The organism is Streptomyces sp. NPDC051740 (assembly GCF_044453165.1).
In the GTDB taxonomy this organism is placed as follows: domain Bacteria; phylum Actinomycetota; class Actinomycetes; order Streptomycetales; family Streptomycetaceae; genus Streptomyces; species Streptomyces atrovirens.
Genome location: NZ_JBITCL010000001.1, coordinates 561,572 through 586,765, shown reverse-complemented (window position 1 = coordinate 586,765; position 25,194 = coordinate 561,572). Strand labels below are relative to the sequence as shown.

The window sequence follows — 25,194 nt, the reverse complement described above, 5'->3', positions numbered from 1 at the left end:
TGAGGGGCCATGATGTCCCGGACACCTGTGTACGTGCCACAGAGCGCCGCCGCGGCGAACGGCGCACCCCCCGTTCGGTAGGGTCGGCGGCGATGCACAAGACCCTGATCGTGACCAACGACTTCCCGCCCCGCCCCGGCGGCATCCAGGCGTTCCTGCACAACATGGCGCTGCGGCTCGACCCGGAGCGGCTCGTCGTCTACGCCTCCACCTGGAAGCGCTCCCGGGAGGGCGTCGAGGCCACCGCCGCCTTCGACGCCGAGCAGCCCTTCACCGTCGTGCGCGACCGTACGACGATGCTGCTGCCGACCCCGGCGGCCACCCGGCGGGCCGTCGGGCTGCTGCGCGAGCACGGGTGCACCTCGGTGTGGTTCGGGGCGGCGGCACCGCTCGGGCTGATGGCGCCGGCGCTGCGCCGGGCGGGCGCCGAGCGGATCGTGGCCACCACCCACGGCCACGAGGCCGGCTGGGCCCAGCTGCCCGCCGCACGGCAACTCCTGCGCCGTATCGGGGACTCCACGGACACGATCACCTACCTCGGCGAGTACACGCGCTCCCGGATCGCCGGCGCGCTGACCCCCGAGGCGGCCTCCCGGATGGTGCAACTGCCGCCCGGCGTCGACGAGAAGACCTTCCACCCCGGTTCGGGCGGCGACGAGGTGCGGGCGCGGCTCGGGCTGACCGACCGGCCGGTGGTCGTGTGCGTCTCCCGGCTGGTGCCGCGCAAGGGGCAGGACACGCTGATCCGGGCGATGCCGGCGGTCCTGGCAGCCGAACCGGACGCCGTCCTGCTGATCGTCGGCGGCGGCCCCTACGAGAAGGACCTGCGCCGCCTCGCGCACGACACGGGCGTCGCCGCCTCCGTCCGCTTCACCGGCTCCGTCCCCTGGTCCGAGCTGCCCGCCCACTACGGCGCCGGCGACGTCTTCGCGATGCCGTGCCGCACCCGGCGCGGGGGCCTGGACGTGGAAGGCCTCGGCATCGTCTATCTGGAGGCCTCCGCGACCGGCCTCCCGGTCGTCGCCGGCGACTCCGGCGGCGCCCCCGACGCGGTCCTCGAAGGCGAGACCGGCTGGGTCGTACCGGGCGATTCGGCCGACCAGACCGCAGACCGCGTCATCACCCTCCTGGGCGACGAGGAACTGCGCCGCAGAATGGGACAGCGGGGCCGCGAATGGGTCGAGGAAAAGTGGCGCTGGGACCTACTGGCCGAACACTTGAAAACACTGCTGTAGGGCAACGCGCCCCATAGGGGCGCGGGGCTGTGACATTGTGCGGCTCCGCCGCGTGGGCGCGACAAGCCACAGCCAACCCGCACCCGCCCACGGCGCTCAAGAGGCACCCCGAACCGCGCCCAAGCAAGCCCTACTTGGCGTAAATCGCCTCGATCTCGTGGGCGTAGTCCTTGGCCACGACATTCCGCTTCAGCTTCAGCGAAGGCGTCAAGTGCCCCGAATCCTCGGTGAACTGCGCCGGCAGGACCCGGAACTTCCGCACCGACTCCGCCTTGGAGACCGCCGAGTTGCCGTCGTCCACGGCAGCCTGGATCGCCGCGAGCAGATCGGGGTCCTCGCTCAGCGACGCCGCCGTCGACCCCGCCGGCTTCCCGTGCTCCGCGCACCACCGGCCCAGGAACTCCTCGTCGATGGTGACCAACGCCCCCACGAACGGCCGCCCGTCCCCCACGACCATGCACTCCGCGACCAGCGCGTGCGCCCGGATCCGGTCCTCGATCACCGCCGGGGCGACGTTCTTGCCGCCCGCCGTCACCAGTATTTCCTTCTTGCGGCCGGTGATCCGCAGATACCCGTCCTCGTCCAGGGTGCCGATGTCCCCGGTGTGGAACCACCCGTCGGCGAGCGCCTCGGCGGTCGCGCCCGGGTTGTTCCAGTACTCCTTGAACAGGTGCTCGCCGTGCAGCAGCACCTCGCCGTCGTCCGCTATCCGGACGACCGAGCCGGGCAGCGGCTGGCCGACCGTGCCGATCTTCTGCCGGTCCCACGGGTTGAACGCGGTGGCCGCGCAGGACTCGGTCAGCCCGTAGCCCTCCAGCACACTGAAGCCGATACCGCGGAAGAAATGCCCGAGGCGCTCGCCCAGCGGGGCGCCACCGGAGATGGCGTACTCGCCGCGCCCGCCCAGCACCGCGCGCAGCTTGCCGTAGACCAGTTTGTCGAACACCTTGTGTCTGATCCTCAGGCCGAGCGACGGCCCGGACGGCGTGTCCAGCGCCCGGCTGTAGGCGATCGCCGTGTCCGCCGCCTTGTCGAAGATCTTGCCCTTGCCGTCGGCCTGCGCCTTGGCCCGCGCCGAGTTGTAGACCTTCTCGAAGACCCGCGGCACGCCCAGGATCAGCGTCGGGCGGAACGCGGCCAACTCGTCGGTGAGGTTCTTGATGTCGGGCACACAGCCCAGCTTGATCGGCGCCATCATGGGCGCGATCTGCACCAGCCGTCCGAAGACGTGCGCGAGCGGCAGGAACAGCAGTACCGAGCACTCGCCGGTGCGGAACAGCGGACGCAGCCGCTCCACGATGTTGCCGCACTCGGCGAAGAAGCTGCGGTGGGTGAGCACACAGCCCTTGGGCCGTCCGGTCGTACCGGAGGTGTAGACGATGGTGGCCGGGTCGTCCGCCTTCGCGGACGAGCTGCGCTCCTCGACCGTCGCGTCGTCGACGTCCTGCCCGAGCCGGCCCAGCTCCTTGATCCCGCCGGCCTCGATCTGCCACAGGTTCTTCAGCGCGGGCAGCCGGTCGCGCACGGACTCCACCGTCGCCGCGTGGGCGTCGAGCTCCACGAAGCAGGCGGTGGCGCCGGAGTCGCCGAGGATCCACGCCACCTGCTCCGCCGAGCTGGTCTCGTACACCGGCACGGTGACCGCGCCGGCGCTCCAGATCGCGAAGTCCAGCAGCGTCCACTCGTAGCGGGTACGGGACATCAGGCCGACCCGGTCGCCGGGCCGCACACCGGCGGCGATCATGCCCTTGGCGGCCGTCCGCACCTCCGCCAGGAAGGCGGTCGCCGTCACGTCCTGCCAGGTCCCGCCCACCTTGCGGGCGATGACGGCGACGTCCGGGTGCTGCGCGGCGTTTCTGCGGACGATGTCGGTCAGGTTTCCGTCCGCGGGGACCTCGTACAAAGCCGGAAGGCTGAACTCGCGCAAGACTGCTGCTCCTCTTAGGGCGCCGGCGCCACGACGTTGTGCGATGCGACGGTGCGGTCCAAGGCTCGGACGGATGCTCGCGAATTCACATGTTGAAATCCCGAGCACGACTGGACTGCCCGGACGTTACCCGCCGGTATGGCGTCTACGACAGGGGGTCCCGGCGAGATGTTCGCTGCGTCACACAGGTTGGTGTTTCATTGCGCACAGTAGTCCACCCCTTCACCGACGAGCCAGTAACCGCAGGTAGGCCCGCCATTGTTCACGCGGGCCGCCCACGCTTACCCTTGATCGCCATGGCACCCACACCAGGCGGAAACCGGCGCACACGCGTCCACGTGGTCAGTGACGTGCACGGCAACGCCCGTGACCTGGCCCGCGCGGGGGAGGGCGCCGACGCCCTGGTCTGCCTGGGTGACCTGGTGCTCTTCCTGGACTACGCCGACCACTCGCGCGGCATCTTCCCCGACCTTTTCGGCACCGAGAACGCCGACCTCATCGTGGAGCTGCGCACCGCCCGCCGCTTCGAGGAGGCGCGCGAGTTCCAGCGCCGGCTGTGGGAGGGCATCGGCACGGACAAGGCCGCCGCGATCGAGAAGGCGGTGCGCAGGCAGTACGCCGAGCTGTTCGCCGCGTTCCCCACCCCGACGTACGCGACGTACGGCAATGTCGACGTGCCGCCCCTGTGGCGGGAGTACGCGGGTCCCGGCCTGACCGTGCTGGACGGGCAGCGGGTGGAGATCGGCGGCCGGACCTTCGGCTTCGTCGGCGGCGGCCTGCGCACGCCGATGCGCACGCCGTACGAGATCGACGACGAGGAGTACGCGGCGAAGATCGAGGCCGTGGGCGAGGTCGACGTACTGTGCACGCACATCCCGCCGGAGGTGCCGGAGCTGGTCTACGACACCGTCGCGCGCCGTTTCGAACGCGGCAGCCGTGCCCTGCTGGACGCCATCCGCCGCACCCGGCCCCGCTACTCCCTGTTCGGACACGTCCACCAGCCGCTGGTGCGGCGGATGCGGATCGGCGCCACCGAGTGCGTGAACGTGGGGCACTTCGCGAGCAGCGGGCGGCCCTGGCGGCTGGAATGGTGACGATGTCCCAGGTCGGATGAGTTGTGCCGGCCGGGCGCGCGGTAGCCTTCCGCTGCACGCGCGTGCGCTGTGCGCCCCGCGCGCAGTGACGACGACTACCGGCCCGCATCTGGAGGAGCCACGGCGATGGCGGAACACACCAGCTCGAGCATCACGATCGAGGCGGCGGCGGCCGACGTCATGGGGGTGATCGCCGACTTCGCCCGCTATCCGGACTGGACCGGTGAGGTGAAGGAGGCCGAGGTCCTCGCGACCGACGCCGAGGGCCGCGCCGAGCAGGTGCGTCTCGTCATGGACGCCGGCGCGATCAAGGACGACCAGACCCTGGCGTACACCTGGACCGGGCAGCACGAGGTCTCCTGGACCCTGGTGAAGTCCCAGATGCTCCGCTCCCTCGACGGCTCCTACACCCTCACCCCGGCCGCCCCGGGCACGACGGAGGTCACCTACCGCCTCACCGTCGACGTCAAGATCCCCATGCTCGGCATGATCAAGCGCAAGGCGGAGAAGGTCATCATCGACCGGGCCCTGGCAGGCCTGAAGAAACGAGTGGAGTCGAGCCCGGAGTAACACTCCCCCCGCAACTGCGGGCAGTCGTGCCGCCGGGGCGGCACGGGTGGGCGCGGCGGCACCCCGCGAGCGCGGGTGAGCGAAACCCACCCCCGCCCGGCGTCAGTTACCGTTCACCCCCATGCGCACCCTCCTGATCACGGGCCCCGGCGGCAGCGGCCGCACCACGACCGCCGCCGCCACCGCGCTCACCGCAGCCCGCGAGGGCACCCGCACCCTGCTCCTCGGCACCGACCGCACGGACACCCTCGGCCCCGTACTGGGCGCCGAGGCCACCCCCCGCCTCACGGTGAAGCGCGTCGACCCCGACGCGGACTTCCGCACCGACCTCGCCGCCCTCCAGGACCGGGCCGCCTCCGCCCTGGACCTCCTCGGCGCCTCCCGCCTCGAACCCGAGGAGACCGGCCCCCTCCCCGGCGCCGAGGAGCTCGCCGTCCTGCGCGCCCTGCGCGACGCCGCGCTCTCGGAGTCGTACGACCTCCTCGTCGTCGACCTCCCACCCACCCCCCGCGCCCTCTCCCTCCTCGCCCTCCCCGAGGAACTCCGCCGCTACCTGCGCCTCCTCCTCCCGCCCGAACGGCAGGCCGCCCGCGCCCTGCGCCCCGTCCTCGGCCGCCTCGCCGGCGTCCCCATGCCCGCGGAGTGGCTCTACGGCACGGCGGCCCGCCTGGATCGCCGGCTCGCCGCGGTCGAGGCCGTACTCGCCGACCGCGACACCGTCGTACGACTGGTCGCCGAACCGGGCCCCGCCGGCGCCGACGCCGTACGCACCGCCACCCTCGGACTCGCCCTGCGCGGACTGCGCACCGACGCGCTGATCGCGACCCGCGTCCTGCCGGAGAGCGAGGCGGCCGGCTGGCTCGCAGGACCCGTCGCCCAGCAGCGCAAGACCCTGGACGAGTGGCGCGAGTCCTACGACGTCCACCCCGTCGCCCACCTGGGCCGCGACCCGCGCGGCACCGACGACCTCGCCGCACTCGCCGTACCGGGCGTCACGACGCGCCCCGCCGCCGTCGACTGGCCGGTCACCGACCACCTCGCCGACGACGGCGTCCTCGTCTGGCACCTCCCCCTCCCCGGAGCCCGCCGCGACGAACTCGACCTGATCCGGCGCGGCGACGAGATCGTCGTCACCGCCGGACCGTTCCGCCGCGTCGTCCCGCTGCCCTCCGCGCTGCGCCGCTGCACCGTCGCCGGCGCCGCCCTGCGCGAGGACGGGCTGCGCATCCGCTTCCGGCCGGATCCGGCACTGTGGCCGCGCACCCGCTGAAGCGACGGCGGCCGTTCGGGTACCGTCGAAGGTGCCATCCGTAGTCAGGAGTCCGTCATGAGCGAACAGCTCCCCCCGTCCGACGACGCCGGGGACGAGATCGTCGACAAGCCGGTGGACGACGTACGGGCGGCCGAAACCCACGCAGACGCCTGGGCGACCGCCGCCGCCGAGGACCTCGAGGCGGAGAAGGCCCGCCGCCGCGCACAGTACGGACCGACCCCCGGCTCCGCCGCCGAGGAGCTGAAGAAGCTCGTCGACGCGGTCGCCGACAAGCTCTCCGGTCTGCAGTCCCCGCTGTTCGGCGCGGTCGCCGGACCCGCCGCGCAGCAGGTGGTGCGGCAGGTCGTCCAGCAGGCCAAGGCCGCCGTCGAACCCGTCATCGAACGCAACCCCGACGTCTTCGACCACCTCGCCGCCGCCGGCGGCGAACTCCTCGCCGCCTACCGCTCCGCCGTACAGGACCAGGAACGCCGCTGGACCGCCCGCGAGTCCGACCCCCGCGACCTCGACGAGCGCCGCGACCGGGGCGACGACCCCGGCACCGGCCCCGGCGAACGCATCGACCTGGACTGACGCGGGGCCCTCGGCAGGGCGCCCATGATCCCCGCCGGACCGCTCACCGTACGGACGCCGGGGCCCCGACGGCAGCGCCTCGGGTACCGTTGGCGGTAGCGGGGCTCGACCGAAACTGAGGGATTCATGGGACTCACCATCGGCGTCGACATCGGCGGCACGAAGATCGCGGCCGGCGTGGTCGACGAGGAAGGCAACATCCTCTCGACCCACAAGGTGCCGACCCCGGGTACGCCCGAGGGCATCGTGGACGCCATCGCCTCCGCGGTGGAGGGAGCGCGCGCGGGGCACGAGATCGTCGGCGTGGGCATCGGTGCGGCCGGGTACGTCAACCGCCAGCGTTCGACGGTGTACTTCGCGCCCAACATCGACTGGCGCAACGAGCCGCTCAAGGAGAAGGTCGAGGCCCGCACGGGTCTCCCGGTCGTCGTGGAGAACGACGCCAACGCCGCCGCCTGGGGCGAGTACAAGTTCGGCGCGGGCAAGGGCCACCGCAACGTCATCTGCATCACGCTCGGCACCGGTCTCGGCGGCGGTGTGATCATCGGCAACAAGCTGCGCCGCGGCCACTTCGGCGTGGCCGCCGAGTTCGGCCACATCCGCATGGTGCCGGACGGCCTGCTGTGCGGCTGCGGCTCGCAGGGCTGCTGGGAGCAGTACGCCTCCGGCCGCGCCCTCGTCCGCTACGCCAAGCAGCGCGCCAACGCCACCCCCGAGAACGCCGAGACCCTGCTCTCCCTCGGCAACGGCACCCCCGAGGGCATCGAGGGCAAGCACGTCTCCATGGCCGCCCGCCAGGGCGACCGGGTGGCCGTCGACTCCTACCGCGAGCTGGCCCGCTGGGTCGGCGCCGGCCTCGCCGACCTGGCCTCCCTCTTCGACCCCTCCGCGTTCATCGTCGGCGGCGGCCTCTCCGACGAGGGCGAACTGGTCCTCGGCCCGATCCGCAAGTCCTACAAGCGCTGGCTGGTCGGCGGCAACTGGCGCCCGGTCGCCGACGTCCTCGGCGCCCAGCTCGGCAACAAGGCGGGCCTGGTGGGCGCGGCGGACCTGGCCCGGGAGCCCGACCCGGTCATGTGACACCCCTCCACGTGCACGGCAGCGCCCGCCTGGCCCCTTCCGGGGACGGCGGGCGCAGCCGTCTCGGGTAATGAGCAGCGGACCGCGACGCGCTGGACACCGACGGCCGACCGGACGGCGCAGGGTCCGCCCTGGAGAGCTTGACCTCGTAGCCCGCTGCCGGTGTCACGTTGACGTAAGTAAGCGGCACGGATCCCCCCACCTCCGTCCTCGCCCTTCTCCTGAGGAACCGGAGAACACATGCGGGCGGGGCGGGAAGTGGTTCCTCCCGCCCCGGACACCGTGCGCGGTCCCTACCCGAACGTCAGCTTCGTCGTCGCCCACTCGCTGGTGCGGGTGATGACCGCCGTCCCGGTGCCGATCGTCGACGCGCCGCCCTTGTGGAAGTACACGTCGCCGGTGCTGCCCAGCGCCCAGATGTCGGGGATGCCGTCACCGGTGACGTCCGGGGTGCCCCGCAGGTGGGTGGCGGGCACGGTGGTGGGTGACCAGCCCTCGGCGTAGACCTCGTCGGCGCCGGTCCTGGACGCCGCCGCGGTGGCCAGGGAGGCGATGGTGGAGCCGCCCGCGCTGTCCGCGACGCCGTATCGCAGGTAGAGGCGGTCCGAGGCGCCGGAGCGCCACAGCAGGTCGGGGGCGCCGTCCTTGTCGTGGTCGCCGACCGAGACCAGGTCACGCTCCAGCCACGCCGTCGAGGCGATCTTGGTGACCGTCAGGAAGGTCGCGCCGGTGTACCCCTCGAAGGCCCACAGCTCACCGCTGGTCCCGGTGGCGAGCAGGTCGGCACGGCCGTCTGAGTCGTAGTCGCCCACGATGATCTGGTCGAACAGCGCCGGGTCGGGCGAGCCGGACGGCAGCCGGACGGTGCTGCGCCGGGAGATGTCCACACCGCCGTATCCGTCGCCGGGGTACACGTACAGCTCGCCGTCGGGCATCCGGGCGAACAGGTCGCCGACCCCGTCGCCCGCGAGCGCGTCACCACCGTGCGCGATCAGGGCGGGTTTGCCGTCGGTGCCCTTCCAGTAGCCAGGCATGTGGTCGTCGCCGTCGCCGTCCGGGTCGGAGAGCAGGCCGACGCCGTCGTCCTGGCCGGCCTCCATGCCGGTGTGCAGGTCACCGGCCTTGGTGGACGGGTACATCAGCAGGTTGCCGCCCGAACTGATCGCGTACAGGTCCGGGATGCCGTCACCGGTGGTGTCGCCGGGTTTGTCGGCGGAGTCGCGCGGGGTGACGTAGAAGAGGTACTCGGTGCCGAGTGACGGGTTGCCCGCGCTGTCCACGGCCCGTACGTACAGCACGTTCGGGCCGGCGGTGAGCGGGGTCAGCGACGCGGTGTACGACGTGCCCGCGGTGACGGTCTTGCTGCTGGCGTACGACGTGGTGTTGAACGACCACTCGAATGTGGTGATGTCGGTGTCCTCGTCCGGCGCGAAGGTGAACTTGCCCGCCGTGCCGTACTTCACCTCGGACCAGACCGAGCCGTCCTCGTCGGCCGCCGGGAAGTCGGTGGACGTCACGATCGGCTCGTTGGGCTTGCTGCTGTCGAAGACGAACCGGCACACCTTGGGGTCGGAGGTGGGCGCGTAGGAGGACGCCGCGCCGGTGGAGTCGATCGCGCGGACCCGCCAGGAGTATTGGTAACCGTTGGTGAGCGCCGTTTGGGAGACCGTGGCCGACGCCTTGCCGGTGCTGGTCACCGTGACGTTCTTGTCGAGAATCTTGTTGTCGCCGTAGCCGGTGCGCCACAGTGAGCGTCATGCAGATGCGCTGTGCCAAGATGCGCTCACAGGCCTTGTCCCCGGCGGACTCGGTGGAGTTGTTGCAGCGGATGCGAGGAGCGCTGTGAGCACCTACAGCGAGCTGGACTGGTTCAAGAGCAGCTACAGCGGGTCCGAGGGCGACGACTGCGTGGAGGTGGCCTTCGCGGTCGGCGCCGTGCACGTGCGTGACTCCAAGACGCGGGACGGGCCGCGGTTCGCCGTCTCCTCGGCCGCGTGGCAGGACTTCCTGGACCGCGTGGAGCGCTGACCCGCGTCACGCCGCGCCGGTCGGCGTATCTTGATCCGCATGGCGACGACTCCGCTGCTGCCCGACTCCCGGACCGGGTCCGACGGTTCGGCCGTCATCCGGGTGCTGAGCTACAACATCCGTTCGCTGCGCGACGACACCGGTGCCCTCGCGCGGGTGATCAGCGCCTGCGCTCCCGATCTCGTCCTGCTCCAGGAGGCGCCGCGGTTCTTCCGCTGGCGCAAGAAACTGGCCCGGCTCGCCTCGGAGACGGGCCTCGTCGTCCTCTCCGGGGGTGCCACGGCCGCCGGGCCCGCGATGCTGTGCTCGCTGCGGGCGACCGTGGAGCGCACCGAGGACGTGCTGCTGCCGCTCACGCCCGGGCAGCACCGGCGTGGGTTCGCCACCGCCGTCGTACGGTTCGGGGGTGCCCGGATCGGCGTGCTGAGCTGTCACCTGTCCTTGCGGAAGGACGAGCGGTACGAGCAGGGCGGCATGCTCCTGGACCGGCTCGCCAGGATGGGTGTCGAGCACGCGGTCGCGGGCGGGGACGTGAACGAGCGGCCGGACGGACGGACCTTCCGGCGGCTGGCCGAGTCGCTCACCGACTGCTGGGCCGCCGCTCCCTGGGGCGGTGAGCACACCTGGGTCCGTGACGAACCGCGGCGGCGGATCGACGCGCTCTTCGTCACCAAGGGCGTCGAGGTGCTGGGCTGCGGGGTTCCGCTCGAACAGCCCGGGGTGAGCGCGGCGGACCTGAGGGCGGCCACGGACCACCTTCCGGTCCTGGCCGCCCTCCGGATTCCCGCCGCGTAGAGCAGGGTTCCCGCCGCGTGGAAGCGGTCAGACCACCGCGCCCCGCCCCGGATCGTCGTCGTCCTCGTCGTCCGTGCGCATGCGCGTCACCAGTGTGGCGAAGCCGCCCAGGAAGCCGCCGATGCACAGGGTGGTCAGCCACCAGGTCATCTCCCAGCCGAGCAGGATCGCCAGCAGGAGCAGGATCGGGCCGCCGAGCACTCCCAGCCAGGCGAACTTCGACGTGACGTCGGCGTCCGGCAGCGGGGGCGGCTCCGGCGGGACGAAGTGGCCCTCGTCGGTCTCGTCGAGGTCGTCGTCCGACGGCTCCCGCACGCTGTAGTCGCGCGGGCCGCCGACGCCGGGGGCGAAGGAGACGGAGCCGCCCAGCGGCTTGGCCGGCTTGTCCTCGGCCTTCCGGGGAGCCTTGGCCTCCACCTCGCCCTCGTTCGTCTCGGGCTCCAGCAGCGCCAGGTCCTCGACGGACTTGAACGGCTTGGCGCCCGGCGGGTCCGGCGGCTCCTCGCCGTACCCGGCGACGATCGCCTCCCACGCGGCGGTCTCGTCGAAGGGGACCCCCTTCTCCTCCGGCTCGCGGCCTTCACGGTCCTCGCGGCCTTCACGGTCCTCGCGGCCTTCACGGTCCTCGCGGCCTTCACGGTCCTCGCGGCCTTCACGGTCCTCGCGGTCCTCGCGGTCCGAGTCGTGCTCAGCCACCTGCGGTCGTCCCTTCCTTGCCGAGACCGGGCTCCTTGACGGCGCCGGGTGCGAGCCGGCCGATGAACGCGGTGCTCTCCTGGAAGATCCGCTCCGCGTCGTGGTCCAACGTCGCCACGTGGTAACTCTGTTCCAGCAGGATCTCCGTGACGTCCGTCGACGACACACGGCCGAGGATCCGCGCCGAGTCCGCGGGCGGCACCACATGGTCCTGCGGGCTGCGCAGCAGGAGCAGCGGCCGGGTGACCCGGGGCAGCTCGCCGTCGACGAGCCGGAAGAAGTTCCGCAGGGAGTGCGCCGCGTGCAGCGGCACCCGGTCGTACCCGAGCTCCCTGCCCAGCGGCTTCGCGATGTCGCTCGCGATGCCCTTCGTGGCGGGGACGAGATGACGCAGCACCGGAAGGGCGTGCGCGGCCACCCCGTGCACCTTGTTCGCCGGGTTGACGACCACCACCCCGCTCACCGCGTCGCCGTGGAGCGCGGCCAGCCGCAGCGCCAGCGCGCCGCCCATCGACAGACCGGCGACGAACACCCGCTCGTGGTGGTCCCGCAGCAGTCGCAGCTCGCGGTCCACCTCCGCGTACCAGTCCTGCCAGCCGGTGACCGAGAGGTCCTGCCAGCGGGTGCCGTGGCCGGGCAGCAGCGGCAGCGACACGGTCAGGCCGCGAGCGGCGAGGTGCTTCGCCCAGGGGCGCAGCGACTGCGGTGAACCGGTGAAGCCGTGGCAGAGGAGGACGGCGGTCTCCCCGCCCTCGTGGCGGAACGGCTCGGCTCCGGTCAGGAGCGGCACCTTCGGCCTCCTGTTCGTAGGAAGGTCACGATGATCGCGGCAGGCGCCGCACACGGGTTGCAGGACCTTCACCGTACGCGACCGCACTGACACCGACCAGGGCCGTCGAGGCCTTCGGCCGCACTCCGGGATATGGTCTGACGAACACGCACAGGAGGCACTCGGTTGTTGTACGGCACGATGAAGGTCGCCATCGGAGGGCCGCTGAAGCTCGCCTTCAGGCCCTGGGTGGAGGGCCTGGAGAACATCCCCGCCGAGGGCCCCGCCATCCTGGCCAGCAACCACCTGTCGTTCTCCGACTCCTTCTTCCTGCCGGCCGTACTGGACCGCAAGGTCACCTTCATCGCCAAGGCCGAGTACTTCACCACGCCGGGCGTGAAGGGCCGGCTGACGGCCGCCTTCTTCAAGGGCGTGGGCCAGCTCCCGGTGGACCGCTCCGGCGCGCGCGGCGCGGGCGAGGCCGCGATCAGGAGCGGCATCGAGGTCATCGAGCGCGGCGAGCTGTTCGGCATCTACCCGGAGGGCACCCGCTCGCCCGACGGCCGCCTCTACCGGGGCAAGCCGGGCGGCCTCGCGCGCGTGGCGCTGGCCACCGGGGCGCCCGTGATCCCGGTCGCCATGATCGACACGGAGAAGATCCAGCCTCCCGGTCAGGTCGTGCCGAAGCTGATGCGGCCCGGCATACGGATCGGCAGGCCGCTGGACTTCAGTCGCTACCAGGGCATGGAGCACGACCGCTTCGTGCTCCGCGCGGTGACCGACGAGGTCATGTACGAGATCATGAAGCTGTCCGGCCAGGAGTACGTCGACATGTACGCCACCGCCATGAAGCGGCAGCTCTCGGAGGCGGCCAAGGCCGAGAAGGACGCGGAGAAGGCGGCGAAGGCCGCGCTCGCCCGCGCGGAGAAGGAACAGGCGGAGAAGCTGAAGGCCGCGATGGAGCAGGACGGCCAGGAGCAGTAGAACGGGCGACGGCCCGGCCCCCGGACGGGGCGCGGAGGGGGAGTGGGGGACATGGCCAGGCGCGAGCGAGTCATGCGCATGTCGGTCGAGCAGCCGCTGTGGCGTGCCCTCACCGGCTACCGGGTCCTCACCCTCGTGTACGCGATCGGCCTGTTCGCCACCGCCTACGAGGAGTTCCCCCGCCCCTGGCTGGCCGTCGGCTACTTCGCCGTCCTCGCGGTGTGGACCCTGGCCACCCTGCCCAGGACCGCGAGTGCCGCCGCCTGCACCAAGCGCTTCCTCACCGCCGACCTGACCATCGCGCTCGTCGGCATCCTGCTCACGCCCCTCGCCGACGCCCCCGAGCGCGTCCAGGAGGGCGGCCCGACGCTGCCGTCCATCTGGACCGCCGGATCGGTGCTCGCGTTCGCCATCAAGGGCGGCTGGCGCTGGGCGGCCCTCGCCTCCACCCTCGTCGCCGCCGCCAACCTCGTCGAACGCGGCAACCCCGCCCGCGACACCGTGCACAACGTGATCCTGGTGTGGGTCGCCTCGATCGCCATCGGCTACGTCGTCGAGGTCGCCCGCGCCTCCGAGCGCACCCTCGCCCGCGCCCTGGAGATCGAGGCCGCGACCAGGGAGCGGGAGCGCCTCGCGCGGGACATCCACGACAGCGTGCTCCAGGTGCTGGCCATGGTGCAGCGCCGGGGCGCGGTCATCGGGGGTGAGGCGGCCGAACTGGGCCGGCTGGCCGGGGAGCAGGAGATCGCCCTGCGCACCCTGGTCTCCGGCGGGCTCGTCCCCGTCTCCCGGGCCTCGGAGGACGCCGCCGAGGGCGCCGTCGTACGGGCCGTGGACGAGGACGACACCGGGGACGACGGGCCGGTCGACCTGCGCACCCTGCTCGCCCCCTACGCCGGCTCCCTGGTCAGCCTCGCCGAGCCCGGAGCGCCGGTCCGGCTCGCACCGGTCGCCGCGCGGGAGGTCGCCGCCGCCGTCGGGGCCGCCCTGGACAACGTCCGCAAGCACGCCGGGGGGCGGGCGCGCGCCTGGATCCTGGTCGAGGACGAACCGGACGAGGTGATCGTCACCGTCCGCGACGACGGACCCGGCATCCCCGAGGGCCGGCTCGCCCAGGCCGAGGGCGAGGGCCGGCTCGGCGTGGCCCTGTCCATCCGGGGCCGGCTGCGCGACCTCGGCGGCAGCGCGGAACTGATCTCGGTGCCGGGGCAGGGCACGGAGGTCGAACTGAAGGTGCCCAAGGACAAGCGGGAAGCGGACGACCCGCGGGGGAAGGCGGAACGGCGATGACGGACAGCACAGGGGAACGCGAGGGCCCGATCAAGGTCATGGTGGTCGACGACCACCCCATGTGGCGCGACGCCGTCGCCCGCGACCTGTCCGAGTCCGGCTTCGAGGTCGTCGCCACCGCCGGCGACGGCGACCAGGCGGTGCGCCGCGCCAAGGCCGTCACACCCGACGTCCTCGTCCTCGACCTGAACCTGCCCGGCAAGCCCGGCGTCCAGGTCTGCAAGGAGGTCGTCGCCGCGAACCCCGCCGTCCGGGTGCTGGTGCTCTCGGCGAGCGGCGAGCACGCCGACGTCCTGGAGGCCGTCAAGTCCGGCGCCACCGGCTATCTGCTGAAGTCCGCCTCCACCGAGGAGCTGCGGGACGCGGTGCGCCGTACGGCCGTCGGCGACCCGGTGTTCACCCCGGGCCTGGCCGGACTGGTCCTCGGCGAGTACCGCCGCCTCGCCTCCGAACCGGCCGGACCCGTCCCCGCCGACGGCGAACCGGGCGCGCCCCGGCTGACCGACCGTGAGACCGAGGTGCTGCGCCTGGTCGCCAAGGGCCTCAGCTACAAGCAGATCGCCGAACGGCTCGTCATCTCCCACCGCACCGTGCAGAACCACGTGCAGAACACCCTCGGCAAGCTGCAACTGCACAACCGCGTCGAACTCGTCCGCTACGCCATAGAGCGCGGCCTCGACGACGAGTAGACCGCCCCCGCGCCTGCCCCGAGCGGCTCGTGGACACCCGTATATTCGCCCGTACGGCGACACAACCCCCGGAGGGAACCGTGGAGATCCTGGCGTTCGGAGTGCAGGCCGACGAGAAGCCCCTGGTCGAGCGGGCCTTCGCCGGACATCACGAGGTGCGCGGCCTCGACGTCTTCCTCAACGCGGACACCGCCCCCATCGCCGCGGGCCACGAGATCATCTCCACCAGCGTCAACTGCGACCTCGGCGCCGAGGTGCTCTCCGACCTCGCGGCGGGCGGCACCCGGATGGTCGCCCAGCGCTCCACCGGCTTCAACAACATCGACCTGGAGGTCGCCGAACGGCTCGGCCTCACGATCGCCCGGGTGTCGTCCTACTCGCCGTACTCGGTCGCCGAGTTCGCCTGGACGCTCGCCATGGCCGTCAACCGCCGGATCGTCCGCGCCTCCATCCGCACCCGCGACTTCGACTTCCGGCTCGACGGACTGATGGGCCGCGACCTGCACGGCCGCACCGCCGGGATCCTCGGCACCGGGAAGATCGGCGAGGCGTTCGCCCGGATCGCCCACGGCTTCGGCATGCGGCTGCTCGGCTGGGACGTCCACGAGAACCCCGCCTGCCGCGAGCTCGGCATGACCTACGTCACCAAGGAACAGCTCCTCGCCGAGTCCGACCTGATCAGCCTGCACGTCCCGCTGCTGCCCACGACCGAGCACCTCATCGACGCCGACGCCCTGAAGGCCATGCGGGACGACGCGATCCTGGTGAACTCCAGCCGGGGCGGCCTCATCGACACCGCGGCCCTCGTCGCCGAGCTGCGCGAGGGCCGCTTCACGGGCGTCGGCCTGGACGTGTACGAGGCGGAGGCGGGACTGTTCTTCCTCGACAAGTCCCTGGAGGCCGTCGACGACGACACCCTGGCCCGCCTCGTCACGTTCCCGAACGTCCTGGTCACCTCCCACCAGGCGTACTACACCGTGGACGCCGTCGGGCAGATCGTCGAGACCACGGTGAACAACGTCCTCGACTACACCGCCGGCCGCCGCTCCGCGAACGTGCTGGTGCCCCGGAGCTGACCCGCCAGCTCCCGGACGATCGCCGTGCCGTTGAGGGTCAGCACCGACTCGGGGTGGAACTGCAGCCCGGCGAAGCCCGGCCCTCTGAGCGCGTGCACCTCGCCGTTCGCGGCACGGCTCACCTCGACACCGTGCGCGGCCAGCTCCCGCGCGGTGTCCTCGTCGCAGTGCGCCACGAAGCTGTTGTAGAAGCCGACCGTCTCCGGCCGCCCGAACAGGTCGATCTCCGTCTGCGCCCCCTGGTACGGCACCTCCTTGCGCACGGTCTCCAGGCCCAGCTCGGCCGCGATCAGCTCGTGGCCGAGGCAGACCCCGAGGACGCCGTGCCGGTTCTCCCTGATCACCTCGGCGGTCAGGGCGCGCAGGAACCGCATCTTCGGGTCGGCCGTGTCGGACGGGTCGCCCGGTCCGGGGCCCAGCACCAGCGGTCCCTCGTGCCCGAGCACCGCCTCCCGCAGTCCCGGTTCGTCGTACCGGCGGACGGTCACGTCCAGCCCGGCGGCGCGGAGCACATGGGCGAGCATCGCGGTGAAGGTGTCCTCCCCGTCGACGACCAGGGCGTGCCCGGTCAGCTCGTCCGACCGCTCCTGCATCCGCAGCCAGAACGGCGCCAGGGAGGCCCGCCGTCCGTCCAGCGCCGCCCGCACCCGGGGGTCGTCGGCCAGCTTCGGCCGTACGGACTCCTCGCGCGGCCGTCCCGGGCGCACGCCCAGCGCGGCCAGCACCCCGGCCGCCTTGGCGTGGGTCTCCGCGACCTCGCCCGCCGGGTCCGAGCCGCGCACCAGCGTGGCCCCGACCGGCACCCGCAGCCCGCCGGCCGCGTCGATGTCGGCCGTGCGGATCAGGATGGGGGAGTCCAGCGTCTGGGCGCCGCCCTCGTCGCGGCCGATGAGGGCGAGGGCGCCCGCGTAGTAGCGGCGCCCGCCGACCTCGTGCCGTTCGATCACCCGGCAGGCGTTCTGCACCGGCGAGCCGGTGACGGTCGCCGCGAACATGGTCTCCTTCAGCACCTCGCGCACATCCAGCGAGGACCGGCCGCGCAGCTCGTACTCGGTGTGCGCGAGGTGCGCCATCTCCTTCAGCCGGGGCCCGACCACGACCCCGCCCATGTCGCCGACGGTGCACATCATCTTGAGCTCCTCGTCGACGACCATCGACAGCTCCTCGATCTCCTTGCCGTCGGCGAGGAACTCCAGCAGGTGCTCGGGGGTCGGCCCCTCGGCGGGATAGCGGTAGGTGCCGCTGATCGGGTTCATCACGACCGTCCCGCCCGACGCCCGGACGTGCACCTCGGGGCTGGCCCCGACCAGCGTCCGGTCCCCGGTGTGCACGACGAACGTCCAGTAAGCGCCCCGCTCGCCTTCGAGGAGGCGCCGGAACAGCGCGAGCGCGTCGGCCCGTCCGAACCCGGGGATCTCACCCTCGTACGTCCGCCGGATCACGAAGTTGGCGCCCTCGCCCCGCCCGATCTCCTCGTCCAGGACGCGCCCGACGATCCGCGCGTACTCCTCGTCGCCGACGTCGAAGCCGCCGCCCTCCACCCGGACGTCGTGCGCGGGGAGCCGGTCGAGGGCCTCGGCGAGCGGGATCTCGTACCGCTCCTCGGGCGTCAGCACCAGCAGCGGGGTGCCGTCGTCACGGACGTCGAAGCCGCGCTCGCGGATCTGCCGGAAGGGGACGACCGCCAGGCACTCGTCGGGCAGGTCGGCCAGCAGGTCACGGGTGCCGACCGGGCCGATCAGCAGCTCGACCACGTCGCTGTTGTCGATGGAGCGGCCCGGCGTGCGGCGGCGCAGCAGGGCGAAGGGGCGGTCGTCGTGCGGGAGCTGTGCCAGGTCCATGATGGGCCTTCCTCGTTTCGTCGCTGTCGTGAGCGTGAGGAACGGCCCCGGGAAACACCGAAGGCCGCCCCTCGGGCGGCCTTCGCGAAGTCTGTGCGTACGCGCAGTCAGTGGGCCGCCGGAGAAGCGGGCCACCACCAGTTCCGGGTCGAGTGCGCGAACATGTGACGCACCCTACCCCATGTCCACGGAACGTATCGCGTGTCTCACTTTCTGGGCACGGCCCGGAGGCGGCGAGAGCACCCCGTAGTGTTGAGGGCGTGACCGTGAACGCTAAGACCAGCCCGAGCGCTGGCAACACCTGGCGAGACCTGCCCGCGGCGCAGCAGCCCGAGTACCCCGACACCGAGGCTCTGCGCGCAGTGATCGCGGACCTCGAGTCGTATCCGCCGCTCGTCTTCGCGGGCGAGTGCGACCAGCTGCGCGCCCGGATGGCGTCCGTCGCCAAGGGAGAGGCGTTCCTCCTCCAGGGCGGCGACTGCGCCGAGGCCTTCGACGCCGTGTCCGCCGACCACATCCGCAACAAGCTCAAGACCCTCCTCCAGATGGGCGCCGTGCTCACGTACGCCGCCTCGGTGCCGGTCGTGAAGGTCGGACGGATCGCCGGCCAGTACTCCAAGCCGCGCTCCAAGCCGACCGAGACCCGCGACGGCGTGACGCTGCCCACCTACCGGGGCGACTCCGTCAACGGCTTCGACTTCACCGAAGAGGCCCGGATCCCGGACCCCGAGCGGCTGAAGCGCATGTACCACGCCTCGGCGTCCACGCTGAACCTGGTGCGCGCCTTCACCACCGGCGGCTACGCCGACCTGCGCCAGGTGCACGCCTGGAACCAGGACTTCGTGAAGTCGTCGCCGTCCGGCCAGCGCTACGAGCAGCTCGCCCGGGAGATCGACAACGCGCTGAACTTCATGCGGGCCTGCGGCACCGACCCGGAGGAGTTCAAGACCGTCGAGTTCTTCTCCTCGCACGAGGCGCTGCTGCTCGACTACGAGTCGGCGCTCACCCGCGTCGACTCGCGCACCGGGCAGCTGTACGACGTCTCCGGGCACATGGTGTGGATCGGTGAGCGCACCCGGCAGCTGGACCACGCGCACATCGAGTTCGCCTCGAGGATCCGCAACCCGATCGGCATCAAGCTCGGCCCGAGCACCACGGCCGAGGAGGCGCTGCAGTACATCGAGCGCCTCGACCCCGAGCGGGAGCCCGGCCGGCTGACCTTCATCGTCCGGATGGGCGCGGACAAGGTCCGCGACAAGCTCCCCGAGCTGGTCGAGAAGGTCACCGCGTCCGGCGCCACCGTGGCCTGGGTGACCGACCCGATGCACGGCAACACCTTCGAGGCGGCCTCCGGGCACAAGACCCGCCGCTTCGACGACGTGCTCGACGAGGTCAAGGGCTTCTTCGAGGTCCACAAGGGGCTCGGCACCCACCCGGGCGGCATCCACGTGGAGCTCACCGGTGACGACGTCACCGAGTGCGTGGGCGGCGGCGACGAGATCTTCGTCGACGATCTGCACCAGCGCTACGAGACGGCCTGCGACCCGCGGCTCAACCGCAGCCAGTCGCTGGACCTGGCGTTCCTCGTCGCGGAGATGTACCGCGACCAGTAGCCGGCGCGGCCGGTGACACCGGCTGAGGGGTGGGGCGTGTATCACACAGGATCGCGCCCCACCCCACTTCTTTGCCCTTCGGGCGACAGGTAAGGTTAGGTTAGCCTCACCGGCCAGGGGTCGGGACGGCTCGACCCAGTGTCCTCCCGGGAGGTGAACCGCGTGTTCGTCTGCAGTTGCTTCGGTGTGACCGAGGAACAGGTGAGGAGTCACGCGGACGCCGGAGCGTGCACACCTCGGCAGATCGCCTCCGCCTGCAAGGCCGGCACCGACTGCGGCGGCTGCGTACGGCGCATCCAGGCACTGCTCGGCCGCGGCTCCTGTCCGCGCCGGCAGCTCGTCGACCAGGGCGAGCCGCCGCTCACGGCGAAGCTCCCGGAAGCCGCGTAGGACCTGCCCTAGCGGGTCGAGAAGCCGCTCGTCCCCGGGCCCGACGAGTCGGGCTGGGACTGCTCGACGACCGTCGACAGGTACAGCGACTCGCCCAGTTTCTCGATCAGGTCGAGCTGGGTCTCCAGGTAGTCGATGTGGTGCTCCTCGTCGGCCAGGATCGCCTCGAAGACGTTGGCCGACGTGATGTCGCCCTTGTTGCGCATGACCTCCACCCCGCGGCGCAGCCGGTCGATCGCCTCCAGCTCGATCTCCCGGTCGGCCTGGAACATCTCGGTGACGGTCTGCCCGACCCGGACGTGGAACAGCCGCTGGTAGTTCGGCAGGCCGTCGAGCAGCAGGATGCGGTCGGTGAGCACCTCGGCGTGACGCATCTCGTCGAAGGACTCGGCGCGCGTGTACTCGGCGAGTTTCGTCCAGCCCTTGTGGTCCTGCAGCTTCGAGTGCAGGAAGTACTGGTTGATCGCCGTGAGCTCGGCGGTCAGCTGCTCGTTCAGGAATTCGATGACCTCGGGGTCGCCCTGCATCGCATGGGCTCCTTCCGCGCGGGGGAACTGGCAGGTTGGGGCGCATGATTGCACCGGCGGAGAAGATCGTCCAGTAAGTACTGACTTAGTAAGTAGGTCCATGCCTGGCAGGTTGTGTACCTGTTTGACCGAATCTGCCGGGCCCGGTTCAGGGGCATCACCACCGGTCTGTCAGGATGGAGGCATGGGTCAGCCGGCGGAACGCGAATCGGGGGAGCGCGCAGCAGAAGGAGCGGAGCGGTTCGAGCTCCCGCCGGGTCAGCGGCTGCAGAAGGGCTGGCCGGTCACGCACTACGGGCCGGTCCCCAAGTTCCGGCCCGAACGCTGGGAGTTCCGGGTCTTCGGCGCCACCGCCGACGGTGCGAAGCACTGCTGGAACCACGAGGAGTTCACGGCCCTGCCGTACACCACCGTCGAGGCCGACCTGCACTGCGTCACCAAGTTCAGCATGGTCGGCGCCGAGTGGGGCGGGATCCCGGCGCGCACCGTCGTGGACATCGCCCCGCCCGCGCCGGACGTCACCCATGTGATGGTCTGGGCGGAGTACGGCTTCAGCTCCAACCTCCGGCTGGCCGACTTCACCTCCGAGCGCGCCCTCTTCGCCACCCACAAGGACGGCGAGCTGCTCACCGCCGAGCACGGCTTCCCGCTGCGGCTGATCGTCCCCCATCTGTACGCCTGGAAGGGCCCCAAATGGGTGCGCGGTGTGGAGTACATGACCGCCGACCGCCGGGGCTTCTGGGAGGAGCGCGGCTACCACAACGTCGGCGACCCCTGGACGGAGCAGCGCTACTCCTACCAGGAGGGGCCCGGGGACGGGCCCGAGCTCTGACAGTCGTACGGTCTCAGGCGTCCCGGAGCTTCTTCAGCCGCTCCACGTCCGCGGCGTGTCCCTCCTTGCCGCCGGGCGTCTCGATGACCAGCGGTACGCCCTCGGTCGCCGGGTGCGTCATCAGCGCCCGGAACGGGTCCTCGCCGATGTGTCCGGCGCCGATGTTCGCGTGCCGGTCCTTGTGTGCGCCGACCACGTCCTTGGAGTCATTGGCGTGGATCAGCTTCAGCCGGCCCTCGCCGACGGTGTCCACCAGCAGATCCAGCGTCCGGTGCATCCCGCTCGGCCCGGCCAGGTCGTGGCCGGCCGCGAAGATGTGGCAGGTGTCCAGGCAGACGCCCAGCTTCGGATGGGCGTCCAGCGCCTCGAAGTACGGCCCGAAGTCCCAGGTCCGTGAACACAGCGAGGAGCCCTGTCCCGCCGTGGACTCCAGCAGCAGGAACGGGTCGTCGTCATGGGTGAGCTCGTCGAGCAGCGGCAGCATGTGCTCCCGCACCTGCCGCAGCGCCACCGCCCGCTCCCGCCCGCCGGTCGCGCTGCCCGTGTGCACCACCACGCCCAGCGCGCCGATCTCCCGGCCGCGCCGCAGCGAGTGCCGCAGCGACTCCACGGACCGCTCGACGGTCGCCTCGGTGTGGGACCCGAAGTTGATCAGGTACGGGGCGTGCACGTACGCAGGGATCGAACCGGCCGCACAGGCCGCGCGGAACGCCTCGTCCTGCCGGGGGTTGCCGGCCGGGGTGGCCCAGCCGCGCGGATTGGCGACGAAGACCTGCACCGTCTCGGCGTTCAGCTCACGGGCGTAGGACAGGCCGACGGAGTGCAGACCGCCGGCCACGGGGACATGGCCGCCGACCGGGTTGCGGGCGGGACCGGACAGGTGACTCTTCACCCGTCAAGGGTGTCACGTGCGCCGGTCCCGTCGGTCAGCGGATCTCGATGGTTATCGTCGAGCCCTTGGGCGCGGTGTCCCCGCCGTCCACGGACTGGCCCTTGACGGTGTCGCCGAAGAGTCCGAGCAGCCCGCGGTCCTCGTCCACGTCGAACCCGGCGTCCTTCAGCTTCCGCTTGGCCTCGTCCACGCTGTCGCCGACCACGTCCGGAACCTCGATCATCTCGGGACCCTTGGACAGCGTCAGCGTCACGGTGTCGCCCTCGGCGGCCTGCCGCCCCGCGCCCGGGGTCTGCCGGGCCACCTGACCGGCGTCGTGCTCGGAGTTGACCCGCCCGGCGGCGATCTTCACCTTGAGACCGGCCTCCTCCAGCTCCGCGCGGGCGTCCTCCGCGTCGTCGCCGGTCACGTCCGGCACGTCCACCGGGCTGCCCTTGCTCACGGTCAGTGCCACCGCCGAGTCCGCGCGGACCTTCGTGCCCTTGCCCGGCTCCGTGGAGATCACCGAGCCCCGCTCCACGGAGTCGCTGAACTCCCGGGTCACCATGCCGGGCTCCAGACCGTCGTCCTTCAGCAGGTCCCGCGCCTTGTCCAGCGGGTAGCCGTCTAGGTCGGGCACCCGCACGGTCTGCGGGCCCTTGGAGAGGGTCAGCGACACCGAGTCGCTGCCGCGGACGCGGGCGCCCGCCTTCGGGTCGGTGCTGATCACCGTGCCCCGCTCCACGGTGTCGCTGTACGCCTCCTCCACCTGGCCGGTGTCCAGCCCGGCGTCCGTCAGCCGGTCCCTGGCCTCCTGCTCGGTCTTCCCCAGCAGCGGCGGGACCTTGGTGAACTGGCCGGAGTTGATGTACCAGATCCCTGTGCCGACCCCGAGGACCAGGAGCACGGCCACGACGATCGCCATCGGTCCGCGCCGCAGCGCCGTCCGGCGCCGGGGCGGCAGCGGCGGCGGGGACTGGAACCGGCTGGTGTGGTGCGGGGGGTCCGCGGGCTCGTCCTCGTTGACGGGCAGTGGGCGGGATGGGGGTCCCCCCGCGCGAGCGAAGCCGAGCGTGGGGGAACCGAGCGAGCGCGGGATGACGCTCGTACGGTCCTCGGCGTTGTCGTGCTCCGAGGCCAGCGCCTGCGGCGGCACCGCGTCGAGCTGCTCGGCGGTGAGCCGGCCGCGCCCCGCGCGGACCAGCGCGAGCAGCGCCACCGCGTCGTGCGGGCGGATCCCGGGGTCGCGGGCGGTAGCCGACGCGACCAGCTCGTCCAGCTCGGCCGCCATGCCGGGCACGGCGGCCGACGGGGCCGGCACGTCGTCGTGCAGGTGCTTGTAGAGCACGATCGCGGGGGAGTCGCCGTCGTGCGGCTTCTCGCCGGTCAGCATCTCGTAGAGCAGGATGCCGCAGGCGTAGACGTCCACGCGGGGGTCGGCGACGCCGTTCTCGATCTGCTCGGGGGCCAGGTACGAGACCGTGCCCAGCACGGTGCCCGTGGTGTTCGTCACCGAGTCCACGGCGCGGACCAGCCCGAAGTCGGCGACCTTGACCCGGCCGTCGTCCCCTATCAACACGTTCTCGGGCTTCATGTCCCGGTGCACGAACCCGGCCCGGTGCGCGGCGCCGAGCGCGGCCAGCACCGGCTCCAGGATGTCCAGCGCGGCGTGCGGCTGGAGCGCACCGCGCTCGCGCAGCACGTCGCGCAGGGTGCAGCCGGCGATGTACTCCATCGCCAGATAGACGTACGCCCCGTCGGTGCCCTGGTCGAAGACCTGCACCACGTTCGGGTGGGCCAGCCGGGCGACCGACTTCGCCTCGCGGATGAACCGCTCGACGAACGAGCCGTCGGCCGCGAGGGAGGGGTGCATCACCTTGAGCGCGAGGATGCGGTCCAGACGGGTGTCCACGGCCCGGTAGACCGTGGCCATCCCGCCGACCGCGATCCGCGCCTCGACGCGATACCGGCCGTCGAGCACCTGCCCGACCAGGGGGTCCTGAAGGGTCGTATCCACGCCCCGAGTCTACGAGCCCCCACCGACACCCCCGACCCGTTCATCCCCCGTTGAAGCGGACCTGTGACGTGCGCAGCTGCGGACAACCCCGCCGCCGCAACTGCGGACACCCCGCCGCCGTAACTGCGGGCAATCGTGCCGCTGGGGCGGCACGGGTGGGCGCGGCGGCACCCTGCAAGCGCCGGCAAGCGAAACCCGCCCCCGCCCAGCTGCAGCCCCGGCACCGTCAAAACGCGGGCCGCTCCGGATCCAGCACAGCCATGCCCTCCGCAGGAGACGACGCCTCGGCGGCGAACCACCGCCGAGGAATCCGCCCCGCCAGCCGGGCCAACCGCCCCGCCTCCACCGCACACCGCATGGCGGAAGCCATCACCACCGGCGCCTGCGCCCGGGTGACCGCCGACGCCAGCATCACCCCCGCACACCCCAGCTCCATCGCCAACGCCACATCGGACGCGGTCCCGGCCCCCGCGTCGAGGATCACCGGCACCCCCGCCCGCTCCACGATCAGCTCGAAGTTGTGCGGATTCCGGATCCCCAGCCCCGACCCGATCGGCGACCCCAGCGGCATGATCGCCGCACACCCCACCTCCTCCAGCTTCCGCGCCAGCACCGGATCGTCGTTCGTGTACGGCAGCACCGTGAACCCGTCGTCGACCAGCGTCTCCGCCGCGTCCAGCAGCTCGATCGGGTCCGGCAGCAGCGTCCGCTCGTCGGCGATGACCTCCAGCTTGACCAGGTCCGTGCCGAGCGCCTCCCGCGCGAGCCGCGCGGTGAGCACGGCCTCCCCGGCGGTGAAGCACCCCGCCGTGTTCGGCAGCACCCGGATGCCCAGCCTCTCCAGCACCGACAGCACGGACCCGTGCACCGAGGGGTCCACCCGCCGCATCGCGACGGTCGTCAGCTCCGTCCCGGACGCCACCAGCGCCCGCTCCAGCACGTCGAGGCTCGGCGCCCCGCCGGTGCCCATGATCAGGCGGGACGTGAAGGACGTACCACCGAGGAGGAACGGATCGTCGGCCAT

General features: G+C 71.8%; 25 protein-coding genes and 1 pseudogene. 16 read left to right on the top strand and 10 right to left on the bottom strand.

Annotated elements, in window-relative coordinates:
* Positions 1-92: 92 nt before the first annotated feature.
* Positions 93-1,235 carry a glycosyltransferase family 4 protein gene (locus ACIA6T_RS02775; protein WP_399444740.1) on the top strand — a complete coding sequence of 381 codons (1,143 nt, stop codon included), beginning with the start codon at positions 93-95 and terminating at the stop codon, positions 1,233-1,235.
* Between the two features lie 130 nt (positions 1,236-1,365).
* Here ACIA6T_RS02775 and ACIA6T_RS02770 read toward each other — a convergent pair whose 3' ends face one another.
* A complete protein-coding gene (locus ACIA6T_RS02770) occupies positions 1,366-3,162 on the bottom strand; it encodes an AMP-dependent synthetase/ligase (RefSeq protein WP_399444739.1) in 1,797 nt (598 codons plus the stop codon).
* 296 nt (positions 3,163-3,458) lie between these two features.
* Here ACIA6T_RS02770 and ACIA6T_RS02765 point away from each other — a divergent pair, with 296 nt between their 5' ends.
* The 5 genes from ACIA6T_RS02765 to ACIA6T_RS02745 all read left to right on the top strand — a co-directional run bounded on the left by ACIA6T_RS02765 (position 3,459) and on the right by ACIA6T_RS02745 (position 7,752).
* Positions 3,459-4,256, top strand: coding sequence for a metallophosphoesterase (locus ACIA6T_RS02765; protein ID WP_399444738.1), 798 nt, complete (start codon positions 3,459-3,461; stop codon positions 4,254-4,256).
* 126 nt (positions 4,257-4,382) lie between these two features.
* Entirely contained in the window at positions 4,383-4,826 is a 444-nt protein-coding gene (locus tag ACIA6T_RS02760; RefSeq protein WP_399444737.1) for an SRPBCC family protein, read from the top strand.
* A 121-nt stretch (positions 4,827-4,947) separates the two neighbouring features.
* Entirely contained in the window at positions 4,948-6,096 is a 1,149-nt protein-coding gene (locus tag ACIA6T_RS02755) for an ArsA family ATPase (RefSeq protein WP_399444736.1), read from the top strand.
* Positions 6,097-6,153: 57 nt separating this feature from the next.
* The gene (locus ACIA6T_RS02750) at positions 6,154-6,672 is read left to right on the top strand and encodes a DUF5304 domain-containing protein (protein WP_399444735.1); all 519 of its coding nucleotides are present in this window, start codon (positions 6,154-6,156) and stop codon (positions 6,670-6,672) included.
* Positions 6,673-6,798: 126 nt separating this feature from the next.
* A complete protein-coding gene (locus ACIA6T_RS02745) occupies positions 6,799-7,752 on the top strand; it encodes an ROK family glucokinase (RefSeq protein WP_030859055.1) in 954 nt (317 codons plus the stop codon).
* Between the two features lie 293 nt (positions 7,753-8,045).
* Here the strand turns inward: ACIA6T_RS02745 and ACIA6T_RS02740 are convergent, their stop codons facing one another.
* Positions 8,046-9,449 (bottom strand): FG-GAP repeat domain-containing protein, encoded by a 1,404-nt coding sequence (locus tag ACIA6T_RS02740; RefSeq protein ID WP_399444734.1) that lies wholly within the window; start codon positions 9,447-9,449, stop codon positions 8,046-8,048.
* A 50-nt stretch (positions 9,450-9,499) separates the two neighbouring features.
* Here ACIA6T_RS02740 and ACIA6T_RS02735 point away from each other — a divergent pair.
* The 3 genes and pseudogenes from ACIA6T_RS02735 to ACIA6T_RS02725 form a co-directional block, all read left to right on the top strand.
* Positions 9,500-9,598 (top strand): annotated as a pseudogene (locus tag ACIA6T_RS02735) (transcriptional regulator); the annotation flags it as partial.
* Positions 9,595-9,780: a DUF397 domain-containing protein gene (locus ACIA6T_RS02730; protein WP_399444733.1), complete on the top strand. Its 186-nt coding sequence runs from the start codon at positions 9,595-9,597 to the stop codon at positions 9,778-9,780. The pseudogene ACIA6T_RS02735 and the gene ACIA6T_RS02730, both read left to right, overlap by 4 nt.
* Before the next feature lie 39 nt (positions 9,781-9,819).
* Positions 9,820-10,575, top strand: coding sequence for an endonuclease/exonuclease/phosphatase family protein (locus ACIA6T_RS02725; RefSeq protein WP_399444732.1), 756 nt, complete (start codon positions 9,820-9,822; stop codon positions 10,573-10,575).
* 27 nt (positions 10,576-10,602) lie between these two features.
* On the opposite strand, the gene ACIA6T_RS02720 is transcribed toward ACIA6T_RS02725, so the two are convergent.
* Together ACIA6T_RS02720 and ACIA6T_RS02715 are read right to left on the bottom strand one after the other, a co-directional pair.
* Positions 10,603-11,271, bottom strand: a complete 669-nt coding sequence (locus ACIA6T_RS02720; RefSeq protein ID WP_399444731.1) for a hypothetical protein — start codon at positions 11,269-11,271, stop codon at positions 10,603-10,605.
* A complete protein-coding gene (locus ACIA6T_RS02715) occupies positions 11,264-12,061 on the bottom strand; it encodes an alpha/beta hydrolase (protein WP_399444730.1) in 798 nt (265 codons plus the stop codon). Before ACIA6T_RS02715 ends, ACIA6T_RS02720 begins: the two co-directional genes overlap by 8 nt.
* Positions 12,062-12,241: 180 nt before the next feature.
* On the opposite strand from ACIA6T_RS02715, the gene ACIA6T_RS02710 reads away from it, so the two are divergent.
* From ACIA6T_RS02710 to ACIA6T_RS02695, 4 genes are all read left to right on the top strand, one after another.
* On the top strand, positions 12,242-13,024 hold the full coding sequence (locus ACIA6T_RS02710; RefSeq protein WP_399444815.1) for a lysophospholipid acyltransferase family protein: 783 nt from the start codon (positions 12,242-12,244) through the stop codon (positions 13,022-13,024).
* A 51-nt stretch (positions 13,025-13,075) separates the two neighbouring features.
* Positions 13,076-14,314 (top strand): MacS family sensor histidine kinase, encoded by a 1,239-nt coding sequence (gene macS / locus ACIA6T_RS02705; protein WP_399444729.1) that lies wholly within the window; start codon positions 13,076-13,078, stop codon positions 14,312-14,314.
* On the top strand, positions 14,311-15,003 hold the full coding sequence (locus tag ACIA6T_RS02700) for a response regulator (protein WP_399444728.1): 693 nt from the start codon (positions 14,311-14,313) through the stop codon (positions 15,001-15,003). Before macS ends, ACIA6T_RS02700 begins: the two co-directional genes overlap by 4 nt.
* Positions 15,004-15,083: 80 nt before the next feature.
* Positions 15,084-16,079, top strand: a complete 996-nt coding sequence (locus tag ACIA6T_RS02695) for a 2-hydroxyacid dehydrogenase (protein WP_399444814.1) — start codon at positions 15,084-15,086, stop codon at positions 16,077-16,079.
* Here the strand turns inward: ACIA6T_RS02695 and ACIA6T_RS02690 are convergent.
* Both ACIA6T_RS02690 and ACIA6T_RS02685 read right to left on the bottom strand, forming a co-directional pair.
* Positions 16,031-17,920 (bottom strand): anthranilate synthase family protein, encoded by a 1,890-nt coding sequence (locus tag ACIA6T_RS02690; RefSeq protein ID WP_399444727.1) that lies wholly within the window; start codon positions 17,918-17,920, stop codon positions 16,031-16,033. The genes ACIA6T_RS02695 and ACIA6T_RS02690 overlap by 49 nt on opposite strands.
* A gap of 107 nt (positions 17,921-18,027) precedes the next feature.
* Positions 18,028-18,084, bottom strand: a complete 57-nt coding sequence (locus tag ACIA6T_RS02685; RefSeq protein WP_399444813.1) for a trp operon leader peptide — start codon at positions 18,082-18,084, stop codon at positions 18,028-18,030.
* A gap of 96 nt (positions 18,085-18,180) precedes the next feature.
* Between ACIA6T_RS02685 and ACIA6T_RS02680 the strand changes: the two genes are divergently transcribed.
* Positions 18,181-19,533: a class II 3-deoxy-7-phosphoheptulonate synthase gene (locus tag ACIA6T_RS02680; protein WP_399444726.1), complete on the top strand. Its 1,353-nt coding sequence runs from the start codon at positions 18,181-18,183 to the stop codon at positions 19,531-19,533.
* Between the two features lie 153 nt (positions 19,534-19,686).
* Positions 19,687-19,923: a bacterioferritin-associated ferredoxin gene (locus ACIA6T_RS02675; RefSeq protein WP_399444725.1), complete on the top strand. Its 237-nt coding sequence runs from the start codon at positions 19,687-19,689 to the stop codon at positions 19,921-19,923.
* A gap of 8 nt (positions 19,924-19,931) precedes the next feature.
* Here ACIA6T_RS02675 and bfr read toward each other — a convergent pair whose 3' ends face one another.
* Entirely contained in the window at positions 19,932-20,450 is a 519-nt protein-coding gene (bfr, locus tag ACIA6T_RS02670) for a bacterioferritin (RefSeq protein ID WP_399444724.1), read from the bottom strand.
* Positions 20,451-20,634: 184 nt separating this feature from the next.
* Here bfr and ACIA6T_RS02665 point away from each other — a divergent pair, with 184 nt between their 5' ends.
* Positions 20,635-21,282 carry a sulfite oxidase-like oxidoreductase gene (locus tag ACIA6T_RS02665; protein WP_399444723.1) on the top strand — a complete coding sequence of 216 codons (648 nt, stop codon included), beginning with the start codon at positions 20,635-20,637 and terminating at the stop codon, positions 21,280-21,282.
* A gap of 13 nt (positions 21,283-21,295) precedes the next feature.
* Here ACIA6T_RS02665 and ACIA6T_RS02660 read toward each other — a convergent pair whose 3' ends face one another.
* From ACIA6T_RS02660 to ACIA6T_RS02650, 3 genes are all read right to left on the bottom strand, one after another.
* Positions 21,296-22,174 (bottom strand): deoxyribonuclease IV, encoded by an 879-nt coding sequence (locus ACIA6T_RS02660; RefSeq protein ID WP_399444722.1) that lies wholly within the window; start codon positions 22,172-22,174, stop codon positions 21,296-21,298.
* A gap of 34 nt (positions 22,175-22,208) precedes the next feature.
* Positions 22,209-24,170: a Stk1 family PASTA domain-containing Ser/Thr kinase gene (gene pknB / locus ACIA6T_RS02655; RefSeq protein WP_399444721.1), complete on the bottom strand. Its 1,962-nt coding sequence runs from the start codon at positions 24,168-24,170 to the stop codon at positions 22,209-22,211.
* 226 nt (positions 24,171-24,396) lie between these two features.
* Complete coding sequence (locus ACIA6T_RS02650) at positions 24,397-25,194, bottom strand: thiazole synthase (protein ID WP_385053980.1); 798 nt, start codon at positions 25,192-25,194, stop codon at positions 24,397-24,399.

Bases quoted from the DNA above. Each gene is read 5' to 3' on its own strand.
- ACIA6T_RS02775 (WP_399444740.1), top strand. From the start codon at position 93: ATGCACAAGACCCTGATCGTGACCAACGACTTCCCGCCCCGCCCCGGC.
- ACIA6T_RS02765 (WP_399444738.1), top strand. From the start codon at position 3,459: ATGGCACCCACACCAGGCGGAAACCGGCGCACACGCGTCCACGTGGTC.
- ACIA6T_RS02760 (WP_399444737.1), top strand. From the start codon at position 4,383: ATGGCGGAACACACCAGCTCGAGCATCACGATCGAGGCGGCGGCGGCC.
- ACIA6T_RS02755 (WP_399444736.1), top strand. From the start codon at position 4,948: ATGCGCACCCTCCTGATCACGGGCCCCGGCGGCAGCGGCCGCACCACG.
- ACIA6T_RS02750 (WP_399444735.1), top strand. From the start codon at position 6,154: ATGAGCGAACAGCTCCCCCCGTCCGACGACGCCGGGGACGAGATCGTC.
- ACIA6T_RS02745 (WP_030859055.1), top strand. From the start codon at position 6,799: ATGGGACTCACCATCGGCGTCGACATCGGCGGCACGAAGATCGCGGCC.
- ACIA6T_RS02725 (WP_399444732.1), top strand. From the start codon at position 9,820: ATGGCGACGACTCCGCTGCTGCCCGACTCCCGGACCGGGTCCGACGGT.
- ACIA6T_RS02710 (WP_399444815.1), top strand. From the start codon at position 12,242: ATGAAGGTCGCCATCGGAGGGCCGCTGAAGCTCGCCTTCAGGCCCTGG.
- macS (WP_399444729.1), top strand. From the start codon at position 13,076: ATGGCCAGGCGCGAGCGAGTCATGCGCATGTCGGTCGAGCAGCCGCTG.
- ACIA6T_RS02700 (WP_399444728.1), top strand. From the start codon at position 14,311: ATGACGGACAGCACAGGGGAACGCGAGGGCCCGATCAAGGTCATGGTG.
- ACIA6T_RS02690 (WP_399444727.1), bottom strand. From the start codon at position 17,920: ATGGACCTGGCACAGCTCCCGCACGACGACCGCCCCTTCGCCCTGCTG.
- bfr (WP_399444724.1), bottom strand. From the start codon at position 20,450: ATGCAGGGCGACCCCGAGGTCATCGAATTCCTGAACGAGCAGCTGACC.
- ACIA6T_RS02665 (WP_399444723.1), top strand. From the start codon at position 20,635: ATGGGTCAGCCGGCGGAACGCGAATCGGGGGAGCGCGCAGCAGAAGGA.
- ACIA6T_RS02650 (WP_385053980.1), bottom strand. From the start codon at position 25,194: ATGGCCGACGATCCGTTCCTCCTCGGTGGTACGTCCTTCACGTCCCGC.